The 17,030-nt window shown below is 58.0% G+C and carries 16 protein-coding genes; 5 read left to right on the top strand and 11 right to left on the bottom strand.

Annotation, left to right across the window (positions count from 1 at the left end):
• Positions 1-18: 18 nt before the first annotated feature.
• From HFD97_RS00270 to proB, 8 genes are all read right to left on the bottom strand, one after another.
• Positions 19-1,773: a glycosyl hydrolase family 28-related protein gene (locus tag HFD97_RS00270; protein ID WP_046101314.1), complete on the bottom strand. Its 1,755-nt coding sequence runs from the start codon at positions 1,771-1,773 to the stop codon at positions 19-21.
• A 204-nt stretch (positions 1,774-1,977) separates the two neighbouring features.
• Positions 1,978-2,271, bottom strand: a complete 294-nt coding sequence (locus tag HFD97_RS00265; protein ID WP_009091873.1) for a hypothetical protein — start codon at positions 2,269-2,271, stop codon at positions 1,978-1,980.
• Entirely contained in the window at positions 2,268-2,615 is a 348-nt protein-coding gene (locus HFD97_RS00260; RefSeq protein WP_046101313.1) for a hypothetical protein, read from the bottom strand. Before HFD97_RS00260 ends, HFD97_RS00265 begins: the two co-directional genes overlap by 4 nt.
• Complete coding sequence (locus tag HFD97_RS00255) at positions 2,612-3,079, bottom strand: glycoside hydrolase family protein (protein ID WP_009091877.1); 468 nt, start codon at positions 3,077-3,079, stop codon at positions 2,612-2,614. The genes HFD97_RS00260 and HFD97_RS00255 overlap by 4 nt, the downstream gene beginning before the upstream one ends.
• Before the next feature lie 203 nt (positions 3,080-3,282).
• Positions 3,283-3,561 (bottom strand): hypothetical protein, encoded by a 279-nt coding sequence (locus tag HFD97_RS00250; RefSeq protein ID WP_058956390.1) that lies wholly within the window; start codon positions 3,559-3,561, stop codon positions 3,283-3,285.
• Between the two features lie 423 nt (positions 3,562-3,984).
• Entirely contained in the window at positions 3,985-4,716 is a 732-nt protein-coding gene (locus HFD97_RS00245) for a S24 family peptidase (RefSeq protein ID WP_009091882.1), read from the bottom strand.
• 362 nt (positions 4,717-5,078) lie between these two features.
• Positions 5,079-6,332: a glutamate-5-semialdehyde dehydrogenase gene (gene proA / locus HFD97_RS00240; protein ID WP_058956391.1), complete on the bottom strand. Its 1,254-nt coding sequence runs from the start codon at positions 6,330-6,332 to the stop codon at positions 5,079-5,081.
• Between the two features lie 10 nt (positions 6,333-6,342).
• The gene (proB, locus tag HFD97_RS00235) at positions 6,343-7,446 is read right to left on the bottom strand and encodes a glutamate 5-kinase (protein ID WP_167431194.1); all 1,104 of its coding nucleotides are present in this window, start codon (positions 7,444-7,446) and stop codon (positions 6,343-6,345) included.
• Between the two features lie 249 nt (positions 7,447-7,695).
• Here proB and ompC point away from each other — a divergent pair, with 249 nt between their 5' ends.
• On the top strand, positions 7,696-8,808 hold the full coding sequence (ompC, locus tag HFD97_RS00230) for a porin OmpC (RefSeq protein ID WP_009091888.1): 1,113 nt from the start codon (positions 7,696-7,698) through the stop codon (positions 8,806-8,808).
• Positions 8,809-9,106: 298 nt separating this feature from the next.
• Here ompC and crl read toward each other — a convergent pair whose 3' ends face one another.
• The 3 genes from crl to gpt form a co-directional block, all read right to left on the bottom strand.
• Positions 9,107-9,508 (bottom strand): sigma factor-binding protein Crl, encoded by a 402-nt coding sequence (gene crl, locus HFD97_RS00225; protein WP_009091890.1) that lies wholly within the window; start codon positions 9,506-9,508, stop codon positions 9,107-9,109.
• 100 nt (positions 9,509-9,608) lie between these two features.
• A complete protein-coding gene (gene frsA / locus HFD97_RS00220) occupies positions 9,609-10,856 on the bottom strand; it encodes an esterase FrsA (protein ID WP_009091892.1) in 1,248 nt (415 codons plus the stop codon).
• A gap of 120 nt (positions 10,857-10,976) precedes the next feature.
• Positions 10,977-11,435 carry a xanthine phosphoribosyltransferase gene (gene gpt / locus HFD97_RS00215; RefSeq protein WP_009091894.1) on the bottom strand — a complete coding sequence of 153 codons (459 nt, stop codon included), beginning with the start codon at positions 11,433-11,435 and terminating at the stop codon, positions 10,977-10,979.
• A 254-nt stretch (positions 11,436-11,689) separates the two neighbouring features.
• On the opposite strand from gpt, the gene pepD reads away from it, so the two are divergent.
• The 4 genes from pepD (at position 11,690) to HFD97_RS00195 (ending at position 17,004) form a co-directional block, all read left to right on the top strand.
• On the top strand, positions 11,690-13,147 hold the full coding sequence (gene pepD, locus HFD97_RS00210) for a beta-Ala-His dipeptidase (RefSeq protein ID WP_167431195.1): 1,458 nt from the start codon (positions 11,690-11,692) through the stop codon (positions 13,145-13,147).
• 260 nt (positions 13,148-13,407) lie between these two features.
• Complete coding sequence (locus tag HFD97_RS00205) at positions 13,408-14,913, top strand: sugar ABC transporter ATP-binding protein (RefSeq protein WP_167431196.1); 1,506 nt, start codon at positions 13,408-13,410, stop codon at positions 14,911-14,913.
• Positions 14,910-15,911 carry an ABC transporter permease gene (locus tag HFD97_RS00200; RefSeq protein ID WP_009091899.1) on the top strand — a complete coding sequence of 334 codons (1,002 nt, stop codon included), beginning with the start codon at positions 14,910-14,912 and terminating at the stop codon, positions 15,909-15,911. The genes HFD97_RS00205 and HFD97_RS00200 overlap by 4 nt, the downstream gene beginning before the upstream one ends.
• 25 nt (positions 15,912-15,936) lie before the next feature.
• Entirely contained in the window at positions 15,937-17,004 is a 1,068-nt protein-coding gene (locus HFD97_RS00195) for a sugar ABC transporter substrate-binding protein (protein WP_167431197.1), read from the top strand.
• The last annotated feature ends 26 nt before the right edge of the window (positions 17,005-17,030 follow it).

Here is a 17,030-nt window from a genome sequence, read left to right as displayed (position 1 = left end):
CCCAAAACATGCCGATCATCAATCGTAGTAAGGGACCTTGCGGTCAACGCCGTTGATATTGATCAGCACAAACCCCGTTGGCGCGGTCTTGTTGGCGGGTGTTCCCGCTGCGGTAGCGAGTGTAACCACGCCTTTTTCGTTGGCCCCGATGCCCGCCAGTCCGTTGTGCATGCCGAAGCGTGCCGCGGGTTTCAGGGAGCCGACTTTGGTGACGTCTGTCACCACGGACATGTCGGACTGGAACAGCGAGCAGGAGCCGGTGTCGAAACGGGTCGGCCCGGTGGTCTTCAGGTTGAACATCGTCTCGCCGCTGTTGGCTTTCAGCTTGACCCAGATAACGGCATAGGTGGTCCCTACCCGGCCATAGCGGATGTCCAGCACCGACGGCTGCCCCATGTGGTACGCATCGGCCCAGACCGTCTCCAGACGCTGCAGGTTGATCAGCGTCTTACCCGTACCGACGACGTTAACCGGCGAACCGGCGGTGCCGGAGGGTGTGGTGGCATCCGCTTTCCCGATTAACTCCATCACCCACTGCTGGTTAGGCGCCGGGAAATAGAGCTGACCCAGCCGGTACCAGTTATCGGTGTCGGTGTTGTTCACCACTTTATAGCCGCTGTAATAGCCAGCACGCAGCGAACCGGTCAGGAAGGAGCCGTAGTTTTCATCCCGACGATAGCCATATTCAAAGGTCGACAGCCACTTATTGCCGGCCACGTCATTGGTGATTTTCGCCCCGGCCTGCAGGTTGATATGACGCATCAGGACGCGGGCATTGTTGAGATTGAGCGGCGTGCCGCAATCTTCAATGTTGAGCGTATCGATGGTCCAGCCGCCGTCCGACAGATCCCCCGGGTTGGTGGTGTGCTCAATCCAGACGTTGCGCATGATCCCCTGTGTCACGCGCGGCATATAGAGCGTGGCGTCGCCATAGCCTGACTGGAAGTTGGCGTTGCACAACTCAATCGCAGTTGAGTGGTCCCAGTTCCCCTTCGGTGTATTTGACCAGCCAACATCAAACACGCGTGAGAAGGTGCTTGAGCTGTAGACCTGATCAAACTTACTGTCGAGCGTATCCTGCAGCTTAAAGACGGTCCCGCCGGTGCTTTGCGCCTTGAAGCAGTAGATATTGACGATCTGGCCGCCCACAATCGTGTTTTCAAAGAACGGCTGAACGTTGCTGCACTGCTCTGGCGTGACGGTGACTTTGGCAGTGGTGTCGACGGTTCCGGCATTAGCCTGTCCATGCCAGCAGATGCCTTTGATGACGATCCGGCGCGCATTAACCTTAAACACCGTATTGGCGCTTTTGTCGGAAATGATGGTGGTACGCGGCGACGATCCGAGATCGCTGTCATCACCCTGGATACCAAAAAACGCCGTCTCCGTCGCGCTGAGATCGATGGGTGAAATCAGGAAGCGGCCACCCGGAAAACGCACCGGCAACGATTTCACGTAGGTGTTATAGCTCTGAGTCCATGCCAGCATCCGCATAAAGGCGTCGGTATCATCGGTGACACCATCCCCTTTCGCGCCGAAGTGCAGGATATTCACTTCAGTCGGATCGTTGATGGTGCGCTTCCAGTAGAAACCGTTCCCCACCGCCACCGTACCCCCATCATCCTTCAGCGGGGTGGTGCTGAGGAAGCCGACAAAATCAGCGCCGCCACGGAAGCTGGAATCTTTGTCGTAATAGCGTTTCAGGCTCGCCACTTCACCTGATTTTGGTGGGACTGTGGTACGCAGTTCAGCAAAAGAGTTAACTTCGATCATAGAATCCTCCTCAGGATTACTGGGATATCGCGCTGACCATCAGCGCACTACTTCGCCGCAGCCGGATGGCCGCAAAGGGTGTCCCACATGTCGTTGTGGGTGTTGATGGCGCGCACCGTACGAACGTCCATTTTTTGCGCGTCATCGCCGTAGGTATAAAGAGGGGAAAAAAGAACGCAGGCAGAGTCGGTGATCGCCACCGGCTCAGGGTTTGTGGTATTTCGACTGCTGCAGCTTGTCGCGAGCAGCAGCGTCATCAAGGCTGTGGTTATCAGTCGCCACACGGTTAGCCTCCTCGCGGTTATGTTGTTGCTGTTGCGCCACCGCAGTCACGCGGGCCGCCTCCTGTTGCGCGTTATCAACGTCGTTCCGTGCTTTTTGCTGCACTTTGCCCACTTTCCTGCCGCCAAAATAAGTGGCCCCCAGGGCCGCAATAACGGCGGCCAGCGCGGCAAGCCAGTGCCAGCCGCCGCCCAGTAATGTTGTAATCAGCGTCATGGCTGCGTTCCTCCGGCCTTCTGCTTCTCGTTCAGCAGGTTTTTCTGACGAACAAACTGGGCGATGACGCCCATCGCCACCATGAAGGCGCCGACCAGCCCCAGATAGTTGTGCGGCAGAATCGTTTTGACGTCCTCCGGCAGCACGCTCCAGGCATCAACGGCGGCAGAAGGAAAGGATTGCGCCCAGGCGCTGAGCATCGATCCCAGCGACGCCAGCCAGACTGACCAGGTTCTGAAGAGCAGGCGGGCGTGCGAGACAAACTGGAGGGTGGTGAAACGCTGCAACAGCAGCAGGATGATGATCGCCGTCAGCACGGCGACCAGAAACATGAGCCATCTCATAGCAACCCCCTGTAAACCGCATAGGTTCCGCTGCGCATCATCTCGGCGTGACGTCTGGCCCGGCCCGGTGTCTGACGGGCCCACAGGCTGTTCATCATCGCGTCCGCCGCCTCATCAAACTTCTCAGCCACAATGGCGCTGAGCATGTTTTTAAACTGCATGACCCCGTCGACGCCCAGCTGATACGCCATGCTCAGCAACACATCGGTGCGGGCGTCATTGCACTTTGCCAGCGCGTTACGCAGCAGTTCCCGGCTCTGCATCTCCTGAATTTTGTTTTCGAGAATGCACTGCTTCCAGACATCCCCGACGCGCCGTGGCACCCGGAACGCATAGTTGTTCAGCGAGGCGCCCTTGGGTCCGATGCGGATGCCACCGGCCACCGTGGGGAACCCCAGCGTGTCGAGGTAAGGCGCGTCGACATACCCTTCTTCAAAGTTCAGTACTGCGATTATCTGACTCATAACGACTCCTCAATGGCGGGTTAAACCCATTCAGCCCTGTGAACAGAAATACATAACGCCCACTGATCATTACCCTGTCCGGCGCAGCAGAATGCCTTGCTCACCCTGCAGCAAAACTGAACAGTAATTCAGCAGATTACGCCCAGCGAAAGCTGGAGAACGCAAAGCGTTATCCGGAACGAAAAGGTGTGTTTTTTTGCGCTTCAGCTCACGGCGTAGAGATGGACGTGAGGCAGACAGCAGTTGTCGAAAGCGGGAGTCTCTTTGCTGATGATGCGGGGTGCAGTAATCGCGCGATCCACGCGCGGGATAACCTGACGCTGGCAGATTTGTTCTGCGCGCCGCAGGGCAGGTGTTTCAGCTGGAGAGTTCAGGGCCTGGTCGATACTCTGTTTCAGGCTGCTGAGAGGTTGGCGCCGCCGATGGCGACGAGTACGTGCGTTGCCCACAAAAACGCTTTTGCCATAGTGAATTATCGCCATAACTCCTCCTGTGAATGAGTCTTTGGCGATGGGGTGGCAGGCGCGAGCTTTCGGCGAACCGAACGGGCCCGAATGTCGCGATTCACGATCGCACGCTCGCCCCCCGGCTGCGTGAGCAGCCAGGTGGAAAGTAAGCGAAGGGGAAATAAACGGCATCTGACGACGCTGCATTTTGCGCATCCACCCCATCCCAAAGTTCACTGACTTTTGGGTGGTATGATTCGCGCTTGTGCAGCGCCTCAATTGTTTAAGAGCGGCTCATCCCTGAAAGAACGGCGTTGTTCATCCATATCCAAATTATTAACAGGTTCTTATGCATTATCAAACACTGTTGGTTAATTTTTTATTTACCGCTGGTTAAATTTATGAATTTATGCCGATTATTTTTTTGCGGCCCGCCTGAGAAACGCCATAAAGGCGGGCTCAGCCGAGGATTTGATACTGTCGCGCCTGGCTCATGATCACTTTTGCCAGGACCTTCAGGCTGGTGACGTCATCATGATTGAGATACCAGGTCTCATAACGTTTATTGTCTGAAATCACAGCAATTTTCTTATGCTGAAGTTGCAGACGCTTGAGGTAGAGCTGCTCGTCAAGGGTAAAGATGTAGATGCCGTCGCCATCAAACATCCGCACGCTGATATCGACAAACAGCTGATCGCGCGGCGCAAAGGTGTCCGCCATCGAGTCGCTGTTAATCGCGATTAACCGGATGTTTTCCGCCGGGCGACCGTTGAACAGCACCCGCGCCTCATCCGGACCATATTCGATCGCCTGGATGGTTTCGACAAACTCGTCCCGCGCGGGCAGGCCCGCCGCACTGCGCTGACCAATGTCCAGACTGTCCACCCGGAACACATTTTTCCGGGCGGCAAACGTGTTCAGCGTCACCGGCTCTGCGGGTTGATCCATCCCATATTGCAGCCACTCCACCCGGACGCCCAGCAGCTCGCTGAGCGCCAGTAAGTTGCCATCATCAGGCACTGACTGCGCGTTAAACCACTTCCACACTCCCGGCGTTGAAATTTTACAGCCCTGCTTCTGCAGGGCGCTGGCAACCTGTTTGTTCCGTCCATGTCCGGCAATGCCGGCACTCTCACAGGCCGCTATCAGCCTGGCGGTGAAAGCTTGTTTTGTACTTTCTTTTTTAACCATTAGTTAATAATCAGCCATAGAAGAGATACTGGATGTTATTTTCGTTATTGCTACCAGTTCATTTTATATTACCGCTCGTTTACTACCTAACCGCTTTATCAAGCGTTCCTGATTATCATTATCCGCTTCAGCCTGCGACGGGACAAAAAATATTGCCTCAGGCCGCATAGCGCCTTGTGTTTCAGGAATGTTCCGTAAGAAATTGCGTGAAATTCAGCCAGCAATCTGGCCTGCGATAAGGTGACCGGAACGGAATTGAAACTGAAGCGCAGAAAATCCTATCTTTCACTGGCCCGAAAAAGAGACGCTAAAAAAAACGGGAGCCTGTGAAAGACTCCCGTTTTGTTAAAAAATTATCGCAATTATGAGCGGAGCGTATCGTCGCCCCAGGCTATCCATTTATAGGTGGTCAGCGCCTCTAATCCCATCGGACCGCGCGCATGCAGTTTCTGCGTACTCACCGCCACTTCAGCCCCCAGACCGAACTGCCCGCCATCGGTGAAGCGGGTGCTGGCGTTGACATAGACGGCTGACGAGTCAACCTGGCGTACAAAGCGCATTGCTTTGCGGGTGTCGCGGGTCAGAATGGCATCCGAGTGCTGCGTGCCGTGCGTGCGAATGTGATCAATCGCCTCATCCATATTCGCCACTAACCGGACGTTGAGATCCAGCGACAGCCACTCGTCGTCATACTGCTGCGGATTGACCAGCGAGACCGATGCCGGCCCCTGCTGCAGCTGCGTCAGCACGTTGCTGTCAGCATGCAGCGCGATCGCCTCCTGCGCCATACGCGCGCTGAAAGCAGGCAGGAAACGATCGGCCATAGCCTGATCCACCAGCAGGGTCTCCAGCGAGTTACAGGCGCTGGGACGCTGTTTCTTGGCGTTGACGATCAGATCAAGCGCCGGTTCGATCGCCATTGTCTCATCAATGTAGATATGGCAGACGCCGATGCCGCCGGTGATCACCGGAATGGTGGAGTTTTCCCGGCACAGCTTGTGCAGGCCAGCTCCGCCGCGCGGGATCAGCATATCGACGTAGCGATCCAGCTTCAGCAGCTGATTCACCAGTTCACGATCGGGGTTCTCAATGGCCTGGACAATTGCCGCCGGTAGTCCGTGCTGTTGCAGCGCCTTCTGGATCACCCGCACGGTGGCCGCATTGGTGCGCCAGGTCTCTTTTCCGCCGCGCAGAATCGCGGCGTTACCGGTTTTCAGGCAGAGGCTGGCAACATCCACGGTGACGTTTGGCCGCGCCTCATAAATCACGGCCACCACACCCAGCGGCACACGACGACGTTCGATGCGCAACCCGCTGTCGAGCTGCCCGCCATCAATGAGCTGGCCGACCGGATCGGCGAGCTGGCAGACTTTGCGCACATCGCTGGCCATGCTGCTCAGCCGCTCCGGATTGAGCGTCAGCCGATCCATCAGCGCGGCGCTCATGCCATTCTGACGCGCATCGGCTAAGTCCAGCGCGTTAGCCGCCAGAATCTCAGCGCTTTCCGCCTCCAGATAGTCGGCAATGGTCATCAGCACCTGGTTCTTTTCCGCCGTCGACAGATCGGCCACGGTATACGCTGCGGCACGCGCCGCTTTTCCCATCTCTTCAAGCATTGTCCGCTCCTTAACTGACGATCATGTCGTCGCGGTGAACCGCCACCGGGCCATATTCATAACCCAGAATGTCGCTGATCTGCTGGCTGTGATGCCCGGCGATCATCCGCATTGCGTCGCTGTTGTAGCGTGAAACCCCATGGGCGATGTCCCTGCCCTGCAGGCTGCGAATGCGGATCACTTCACCGCGCGAGAAATTTCCCTGAATGGCGCGGATCCCTTTCGGCAGCAGCGAGCTGCCGCGTTCGATAATGGCCGCCAGCGCACCATCATCGACGGTCAGCTCACCGGCCGGGGGTGCCCCGAAAATCCAGCGCTTGCGGTTTTCCAGCGGCGATTGCTGCGCATGGAAGCGCGTGCCCACCGGTTTCCCCTCAATCACATCGCTGATCACGCCGGTGCGGCTGCCTGACGCGATGATGACGTCGATGCCGGCGCGACAGGCCACATCCGCGGCCTGAAGCTTGGTTGACATTCCGCCGGTGCCCAGCCCGGAGACGCTGCCGCCCGCTAAGGAACGTAACGCGTCATCAATCACATGGACATCACTGATCAGCTCAGCGTCGGGATTATTGCGCGGATCGGCGGTGAACAGTCCCTGCTGATCGGTCAGCAGCAGCAGCTTGTCGGCCCCGCCAAGCATCGCCGCCAGCGCCGAGAGATTGTCGTTGTCGCCCACTTTGATTTCCGCGGTGGCGACGGCGTCGTTCTCGTTGATGACCGGCACAATATGGTTGTGCAGCAGCGCACGCAGCGTGTCGCGGGCATTGAGGAAGCGTTCGCGATCTTCCATGTCGGCGCGGGTCAGAAGCATCTGGCCGATATGGATACCGTAGATAGAGAAAAGCTGTTCCCACAGCTGAATCAGACGGCTCTGCCCCACCGCAGCCAGCAGCTGCTTTGAGGCGATGGTCGGCGGCAGTTCGGGGTAGCCCAGATGTTCGCGTCCGGCGGCCATTGCGCCAGAGGTGACGATCACAATGCGGTGGCCTGCGGCGTGCTGCTGCGCACATTGCCGAACCAGTTCCACCATGTGCGCCCGATTTAACCGGCGCGATCCGCCGGTAAGAACGCTGGTACCCAACTTGACCACTAAGGTCTGACTGCCACTCATATTTCCTGCCGTAGTGAAAAATTTTTACGAAAGGACGTTTTAACAGGAGTCGATAAGGAAGCCAACAGCCAGCGGGGGAAAAGCACGAAATTACGCGGACAGGGGCGTAGACCAAAAGTTCACCGTTAACAAGAAATCAGGAAAAACGTCATAAAAAGTTCATCTCGGACGGGTAAAAAGTCGGTGCTTTACAAAAACTTTCATTTTTTTACGGCGTTCACACGGCGCTCACATTGGGATTGATAGCAAATGAAGAAAAGCACACTGGCCATGCTCCTCTCTACGCTGATGCTGGCTTCTGCCGCGCAGGCTGCCGAAATCTATAACAAAGATGGCAACAAGCTGGACTTATACGGCAAAGTGAAAGCGGAACATTACTTCAGCGATAACGCCAGCGCAGATGGTGACAAGTCCTATACCCGTATCGGCTTTAAAGGTCAGACACAGATTAACGACCTGATGACCGGTTATGGTCAGTGGGAATATCAGTACAACGTCAATAACTCCGAAGGCAGCGACGCCAACAATGGCAACAAAACCCGCCTCGGTTTTGCCGGTCTGAAATTTTCGCAGTACGGTTCGGTGGACTATGGCCGCAACTACGGTGTGCTGTATGACGTTGAGGCCTGGACCGACGTGTTCCCGGAATTTGGCGGTGACGGCACGGCCCGTTCAGATAACTTCATGACTCAGCGCGCCACCGGCGTCGCCACTTACCGTAATAACAACTTCTTTGGTCTGGTGGATGGACTGAAATTTGCGCTGCAGTATCAGGGCAAAAACGACGCCACCAGCGCCAACAGCCGCACCGATATTAACCGTCAGAACGGCGACGGTTACGGCGCCTCACTGGGCTATGCGCTGGGTGATAGCGGCGTGAGCCTGATGAGTGCCATCACCTCCTCTGACCGTACCAACCAGCAGCAGGCGCGCGCCTATGGCGGCGGTGACCGTGCCGACTCCTGGGGCGCAGGCGTGAAGTATGATGCCAACAGCGTCTACCTGGCGGCGATCTACACCGACACCCGCAACATGACGCCCATCAGCGGCACCAACCGCAACACGGGTGCCTCCGTTGCGGGCGCAGCCAACAAAGCGCAGAACATCGAACTGGTGGCGCAGTATCAGTTCGATTTCGGCCTGCGTCCGTCTATTGGCTATGTGCAGACCAAAGGCAAAGATATCGAAAACGGTATCGGCGATGTGGATCTGGTGAAATATATCGACGTCGGTGCGACCTATTACTTCAACAAAAATATGTCGGCCTTCGTGGATTACAAAATCAACCAGCTGGATGATGACAACGCGCTGTCGCTCAACAACGATGACATCGTCGCGGTGGGGATGACTTACCAGTTCTGATGTGGCGGTTGCACGCCGGTCACAGCATAAAAAAGGGCGAGTTTTCACTCGCCCTTCTGTTGTTAATCAATCTGACTCAGGCTGCGGTGAGATCGAGCCCGCTCAGGGAACCGGGTCAGAACAGAAAGTCGCTTAAGCCAATCCCTGGCCGCTCGGCCCGCGCCGTCCCTGGCGCGGGACGCTTTCCTTTTCTGACCCGGTTCCCTGCGCATCAGGTTTCGTTATCGCGGCCAGTTTCACTCTGCTTCAGGCTTCTCAGCACGCTGACGACGAGGTCAGGCCGCCCTTTTCCGCTGACTCAGGCGCTCAGCTTCACCGGTTTCTCATCGAAGTCGCTGGCCGGAATAAGGTCCAGATCTAACTCCTTCAGCATCGCCTTCAGACGGGTATGGAAGTTACGTAAGGTCTCCTCCACGCGCGCCGTGTTCTCTTTGCCCTTGATGGTTGCCACCGACCAGTCACCCTCTTTATCGAACAGGCCGATGTGGTAGACATAGGTAAAGTGGTCAGCCTGCGCTTCCAGTTCCATCCACCAGCCCCAGAACTCACGCAGTTCCGGTGCGGGTTTCACATTAACGCAGGCAGCCAGGCAGTCGAAGAAGAAACGGGTTTCGCCACATTTCCCATCGCGAATATAAGGTCCAAGCTCGGTAAAACGCTTAAGCAGGCGACTGCGGGGATGACCACTTGGTAACGTCATGCTGATTCTCCATTGGTTTTGACCGCTATACAGCCCTGATTTCCGGGCAGCCCGGAAAAATTCCGCTACTAGTTGTAGCAAACAGTGAAAATTTTGCCAGTTACCTTTTTAAACGCTTCTCCAGCCAGTCGCAAATCTCATTCAGCGCTTTGTCGAAACTGGCCATCACCGGCTTCACCGGAATCAGCAGGGCTTTCCCGTCCGATGAGGAGCGGGCGATCAGCCTGCTCTCCTCCTCCGGGCTGAAGAGGTCGTTTTGCCAGTAGCCCGAAAGCATCGGCGTGGGGGTGCGACGTCCCAGCAGTCCCTGAGTTTTCAGCGAATAGCGATTGAGTTCGGTGCGCAGTGCGCTGTCAGAGGCAGTGGCCATGCCGAGACGGCTCGCCAGCATGTCCATGTACATATCCGGGATCTTATCCTGCAGCGCCGTCTGCGTCAGCAGCGCGTGTACAATCGGCCCCAGACAGGCAACGCCCCGCAGCCGCTGCGATTCAAGATAGGCCAGCCGAACGGCCACGTTGGCACCAAAGCGGTAACCAAACGCCGCCACACGCGTATGATCGACCCAGGGCACATTGGTCAGGTCACGCAGCACCTGCTGATGCAGGAAGCTGGTGTCCTGATTCAGCGTCCATTTCACCGAGTTACCCACGGATGGCACATCAATGGTCAGCATCGCGATGCCGCGAGGCGCCAGATAATCATGGAAAAGACGGTAGTGATCGCTCTGTAACGAGTCGAGCGCGCCGCAGAACAGCACGGTGGGATAAGGGGCTTCGACGCCCGGCGGCATGTGCAGAAAGCCGGTGACCGGGCTGCCGCCCGCGATGGCGAAGGTCAGGGTCTTCAGTTCACCGGGCAGGCGCTGCGTCGCCTCTTCATAGGCGCGATTGGCCAGCGTCTGTGCCTGATCGGCCAGCTCATCCCCTTTTATGTAGGGATAGGCGGCGACGCTGTAAAGGTGCGCCGCATGCAGCCAGAAGTCGCCTGCCTCACTGTCGTCGCCAGATTCCAGCGCCTTCTGCTGCCAGATCCCCGCCTGTCTGCACCACTCGAAATGCCAGTTGCCGCTGCGAAAACCGATCACCGTATCGAGCAGCGTCTCATCGGTATGCTCGACCTTGCTGATGGCGATACGGGCCAGCACTTCGCTGATCTCCTGCGGCGTCAGGCCGCGCCAGGTCCACATCAGCTTATTCAGCATCCGATACCAGCCCCGCTGGCTCTCTCCGTCCAGCGTGGAGTGCACATCCGGGGTGGCATGATGCTGACGACGCACCAGGGAAGAGGTTTCAGGATGTTTGAAGCGGGGTTTGAACAGCTCCTCGCTAAGGTTTTTGCTCGTCATTCTCACTTCTCCTGCAACAGAAACGGCGATGGCTAAGTGTACTGTACGGCAATTCGGGGTGCGAGGCTCAGAAAGCACAACGCCCGGAAAACCGGGCGTTGTGACGTGAGGATGGCGTAATCAGCTTTTTACAATCGGCGGGATGTAGACCACGCCCATATCCCACGGCTGCTCGATCCAGGTATCCTGCGGGATATCGACGATGTAATCGTCAACCAGTGAACGACCGGCCGGTTTCGCGAAAATGGTGCAGAAACGCGCTTTCGGGTACATCTCACGAATCGCCTGCGCCGTTCCGCCGGTGTCCACCAGGTCATCGATCACGATGAAGCCTTCACCGTCGCCTTCTGCGCGCTTCAGCACTTTCATTTCACGCTGATGATCGTGGTCATAGCTGGAGATGCAGACGGTATCGACATAGCGGATACCCAGTTCACGTGCCAGCAGCGAAGCCGGTACCAGACCGCCACGGCTCACCGCGATGATGCCTTTCCACTGTTCAACAGGCAGCAGACGCTGGGCGAGTTTACGGGCATGAATCTGAAGCATGTCCCAGGTGACGACGTATTTTTCGCTCATAGAATAGAAATCCCAGCCAACCGAAGTGGCTTAAAAATGTGCAACGGGGAAAAGGTTGCGCGAGATTATAAGGAGTTGACGCGCTAAAAACCAGCACCCGCGCGCTGGTTGCGGCTTTTTAGCGCGTCCGGGAGCGCACCCGGTGAAAAACAGTGATATTCTCGGGCCTGGCTCGTCAGATTCTCTGACGGCGATTTTTCACTGGAAACTCGCGATGTCCGGCCTCGCCGGTACACTGACACAGGAGACCTGTCGTGTCTGAATTGTCTCAACTCTCTCCACAGCCGCTGTGGGATATTTTCGCTAAGATCTGCTCTATTCCTCACCCCTCTTTTCATGAAGAAGCGCTGGCGAGCTACATCACCGGCTGGGCTAAAGAGCAGGGCTTCTGGTGTGAGCGCGATCAGGTCGGCAACATCCTGATTCGCAAGCCCGCCACCGCTGGCATGGAAAACCGGACCCCGGTCGCGCTGCAGGCGCACCTCGATATGGTGCCGCAGAAGAATAACGACACCGTGCATGACTTTACCAAAGACCCGATTCAGCCGTGGATTGATGGCGAGTGGGTCAAAGCGCGCGGCACGACGCTGGGTGCTGATAACGGCATCGGAATGGCCTCAGCGCTGGCGGTACTGGCTGACAACAGCCTGACCCACGGCCCGCTGGAAGTGCTGCTAACCATGACCGAAGAGACCGGCATGGATGGCGCATTCGGTCTTCAGCCCAACTGGCTGCAGGCCGAAATCCTGATCAACACCGACTCTGAAGAGGAAGGTGAGATCTACATGGGCTGCGCGGGCGGGATCGACTTCGTCTCCTCCCTGCCGCTGACCCGTGAGGCCGTGCCTGCTGAGTTCCAGACCCTGAAGCTGACGCTGAAAGGGCTGCGTGGCGGTCACTCCGGCGCCGATATTCACATGGGCCTCGGCAACGCCAACAAGCTGCTGGCGCGCTTCCTGGCGGCCCACGCGGCTGAACTGGATCTGCGTCTGCTGACCTTCACCGGCGGCACACTGCGCAACGCCATTCCGCGTGAAGCCTTTGCGACCGTTGCGGTTGAAAGCCACAAAGCGGATGCGCTGAAATCAGCAGCAGCGCAGTTCCTGAGCGCCATCCAGAACGAGCACGGTATCAAAGAGCCGAACATCGCCCTGGTCACCGAGCCGCTGGCGCATCAGGGTACCGCCCTGAGCGCTGACAGCCGCGATCGCTTCCTGAACCTGCTGAACAGCACGCCAAACGGCGTCATCCGCAATTCAGACGTGGCGAAAGGCGTGGTTGAAACGTCACTGAATATCGGTGTGGTGACGATGGAAGAGGATCACGCCGAGATCAACTGCCTGATCCGCTCGCTGATCGACACCGGCCGCGATTATGTGGTGCAGATGCTGACCTCGCTGGGCCAGCTGGCCGGTGCGCAGACCAAAGCGAAAGGCGGCTACCCTGGCTGGCAGCCGGATGCGGACTCCGCCATCATGGCGCTGACCCGTCAGACTTACATCGCCCTGTTCGACAAGACGCCGAACATTCAGGTGATCCACGCCGGTCTGGAGTGTGGTCTGTTCAAGAAGCCTTACCCGAACATGGATATGGTGTCGATTGGGCCGACCATCACCGGGCCGCACTCGCCTGATGAGCAGGTGCATATTGAAAGCGTTGGCCTTTACTGGAAACTGCTGACCACCCTGCTGAATGTGGTGCCAGAAAAGTAATCCGGTCGTCAGAAAAATGAACCAGGCTCCGGCCTGGTTTTTTTATGGCTGCCACTTTCCCCCAGCATAATTCGCTGCCTTCTTTTCGTTTTCCCCCGCTATTCCGCCACGTTCCCGCGCTTCGCTGGTTATAGCCGCCATTATGTCCGGATGTCTGGATGGCTAATAAGATTTCGTGCTAGCTTATGCGCTTTCGGCTGTTGCCGCGCCTGAAGGTTCAGGAAAAAATGCGGCCACTCATTCTTCAGGAGAGTCATCACATGCCAGGGTTAAATTGCCTTGAGATGCGTAACATCTCCATCGCTTTTGGCGGGTTTGCCGCGCTATCGTCGGTGGATTTCCGCAGTGAAGGCCATTCGGTTCATGCGCTCACCGGTGCGAACGGAGCGGGCAAATCCACGCTGATGGCGATCCTGTCCGGCGCGCACAGCCACTACAGCGGCGAGATCCTGCTTGATGGCCAGCCGGTCTCCATTCGCACACCGCGCGAGGCTAAGCAGCTGGGCATTCATCTGGTTCAGCAGGAAGTGGATGTGGCGCTGGTGCCGCAGCTCAGCGTGGCGGAAAACATCCTGCTGGACCGACTGGCCGAGCCGGGTCACCGCTATCGCTGGGGAGAGATCCGCCGTCAGGCGCGGGCGCTGCTGGCTCAGCTCGATGTGGCGCTGGATGTTAACCGGCTGGTGGAGCGCTGCACGCTGGCGGAAAAGCAGCAGATTCTGTTAGCGCGGGCGCTGTCGCACCACTGCCGCTTCCTGATACTGGACGAACCCACCGCCCCGCTGGACCAGCATGAAAGTGAGCGACTGTTTGCCGTGGTGCGTCGCCTGCAGGCCAGCGGCATCGGCGTGGTCTTTATCTCTCACCGCATCCATGAACTGAAAGCCATCTGTGACCGTCTGACGGTGCTGCGCGACGGCCGCCTGATTGAAACCGGCCCGATGGCCGCGCTGAGCGGAGAGCAGATTGTTGAGAAGATGCTGGGTCATCAGCTGACCGACATCTTCCCGCCGCGTCGTCCACAGCAGGCGCAGCCGCTGCTGATGGCGGTGGAGGGACTTCACGATGCGCAGCGGCTGCAGGCTATCTCGCTGTGCCTGCACAAAGGGGAGATTCTGGGGATTGCCGGCCTGGCCGGCGCGGGGAAAACCGAACTCTGCAAAGCTCTGTTCGGCGCCACACAAAGTCGCGTCAGCCGGGGTGAACTGCACGGTCAGCCTTGGCAGCCCCGCTCGCCGCACGATTCGGTCAGCCGTCGCATGGCGCTGGTGCCGGAGGAGCGGCGCAAAGAGGGGATCTTTATTGATGAGTCGGTCGCGATGAACCTCAGCGTCAGCGCGGATGACAGCTTTTCGCGCTGGAGCCTGTTTGGTCATCGCCAGGCGTGGCGCTGGGCCGAGCAGATTATCCGGCAACTGCAGGTGCGCACCACCGGTCCGGCTCAGACGCTGCGCCGCCTGTCGGGGGGCAATCAGCAGAAAGTGGCGATCGGCAAATGGCTGCGTAATAACGCCGACGTGCTGATTTTCGATGAGCCGACCAAGGGCGTCGATATCAAAGCCAAAACCGAACTGTTTACCCTCATCGACAGCCTGGCGCGGGAAGGGAAAGGGATTATCTACGCGTCGGGTGAATTTTCTGAACTGGTCGGCTTATGCGACCGGATTTGCGTGCTCTGGGATGGACGCATTGTGGCTGAACTGGCTGCAGGTGACGTCACCGAAGAGACGCTTTTGCTCTATTCCACCGGAGGAACCCCTGCGTGAGCAGCAAAGAGACCCACCTGAAACTGACCGCCACCCCGTGGCATCACCAGCTATTCGACTTTCTCTATAAATGGGGCATGCTGCTCACGGTGGTGATCCTGATCGCCGCTTTTGGGCTGGCTTCCGACAGCTTCCTTGAACCCAATAACATCATCAACATTCTGCGTTCGATCGCGATTGTGACAGTTATTGCCGTTGGCGTCTCTATCTCCCTGACCGTCGGCGGCTTTGATCTGTCGGTCGGCTCGACCGCCTCGCTCGCCAATGCGTTAGTGATTTCGCTGTTTGTCTGGTACGGCTTTGGCACCACCACCGCAATCCTGATCACCCTGGCGCTCTGCACGCTGGTCGGGCTGTTCAACGCCTTCCTGATTGTGATCCTGCGCATCCCCGACATGCTGGCGACGCTGGCGACCCTCTTCGTGATTCAGGGGGTGGCGATGACCTACAGCTTTGGCGGGTCGATCACCGAGAACATGGTGCTGCCGAGCGGTGATATGGCGGAAGGCACCATTCCGGCGGCGTTTGGCCTGCTCGGTCAGGTGCCAACCATTGTCATCATCATGCTGGTGGTGACCGTCGCGGCGCAGCTGGCGCTCTCCCTGACCAAACATGGTCGCCGGATGTATGCGCTGGGCGGCAATCCGGAAGCGGCGCGCCTCTCCGGCATCCGCACCACCCGCTACCGGGTACTGGCTTACGTCATCGCCTCCCTGCTGGCGGGCCTGGGCGGCATTCTGCTCGCCTCGCGCATCGGTTCATCCCAGGTCAATGCCGGCAGCGGCTACCTGATGGACGCGGTCGCAGCGGCGTGGATAGGCTTCTCACTGGCGGGCTCCGGCAAGCCGAATGCGCTCGGCACGCTGGTCGGCGCGGTGATCCTGGGCGTGCTGCAGAACGGCCTGGTCATGCTCTCTGTGCCCTACTACGCCATGGACATCATCAAAGGGCTGGTGCTGGCTTTAGCACTGGCGATCACCTATATCCAGCGCCGCTGAGGCGCGTCTACCGGAGTTGATAACAATGCAAAAAATAACGCTCTCGCTGCTGGCCCTGAGCCTGCTGAACGCCAGCGCCGCCTTCGCGGAGACCGTCACCCCGGTGCCTGCGGCCATCGCGGGTCATGACGGCCCCATCCGCATTGCGGTGATCCGCAATCTCGGCTCCGATGACAACACCACCCAGTTTGTTGCCGGTGCCATTCAGCAGTGTCGCCAGCTTGGCTTTAAGGTCAGCACCTTCCTCAGCAACGGCGACGACGCGCGCTTCCAGGACTTCGTTAATCAGGCGATCAGCCAGAAGTATGACGGCATCGTGCTGTCGCACGGTAAGGCGCCCTATGCCAGCGGGCTGGTGAAGCGCATTGCCGATGCGGGTATCAAACTGTCGGTGTTTGATACCCCGGTGGAGAGCCCGATTCCCGGCGTCACCGTTACCGCTCAGGATGATGCCTCGCTGGCGCAGCTGTCGCTGGGCCAGCTGATTAACGATTTCCACGGCAAGGCGAATATCGTCAAGCTGTGGGTCGCCGGTTTCCCGCCGATGGAGCGCCGTCAGGTGGTGTATGAAAAACTGCTGAAAGAGAATCCGGGCATTCATCAGCTGGAGTCGATTGGGGCCGTTTCAACTGACGTGCAGGGCGACACCGCCAACAAGATTGGTGCGATTCTGGCGAAATACCCGAAAGGGAAAATCGACGCGATCTGGGGAGCCTGGGATGCGTTCAGCCAGGGGGCTTACAAGGCGCTGCAGGAGAATGGCCGGACCGAGATCAAGCTCTATAGCATCGATGTCTCGAACCAGGATTTGCAGCTGATGCGTGAGAAAAACAGCCCGTGGGTGCAGACGGTGGCGGTCGATCCTAAAACCATTGGCGCGGTCAATATGCGGCTGGTGGCGAAGAAGATTGCCGGTGAAGAGACACCAGCAACGTATCAGTTTAAAGCGGCGTCAATCTCTCAGCAGCAGCTGAACAGCCAGCCTGGCGCGGTGAACGTCGCCTCGCTGAACAAAATCATTCCGGGCTGGGGCAGCAATGAGGATTTTGTCGCGCCGTGGTTCGCCACCCTGGCCGCGAAATATCAGAAGTAATCTGGCGTCAGCCCTGCCGGCGGGTG

Origin of the sequence: Pantoea sp. EKM103V (genome assembly GCF_011800365.1) — a bacterium.
GTDB classification, from domain to species: domain Bacteria; phylum Pseudomonadota; class Gammaproteobacteria; order Enterobacterales; family Enterobacteriaceae; genus Pantoea; species Pantoea anthophila.
This window is presented reverse-complemented; position numbering and strand designations above follow the sequence as displayed.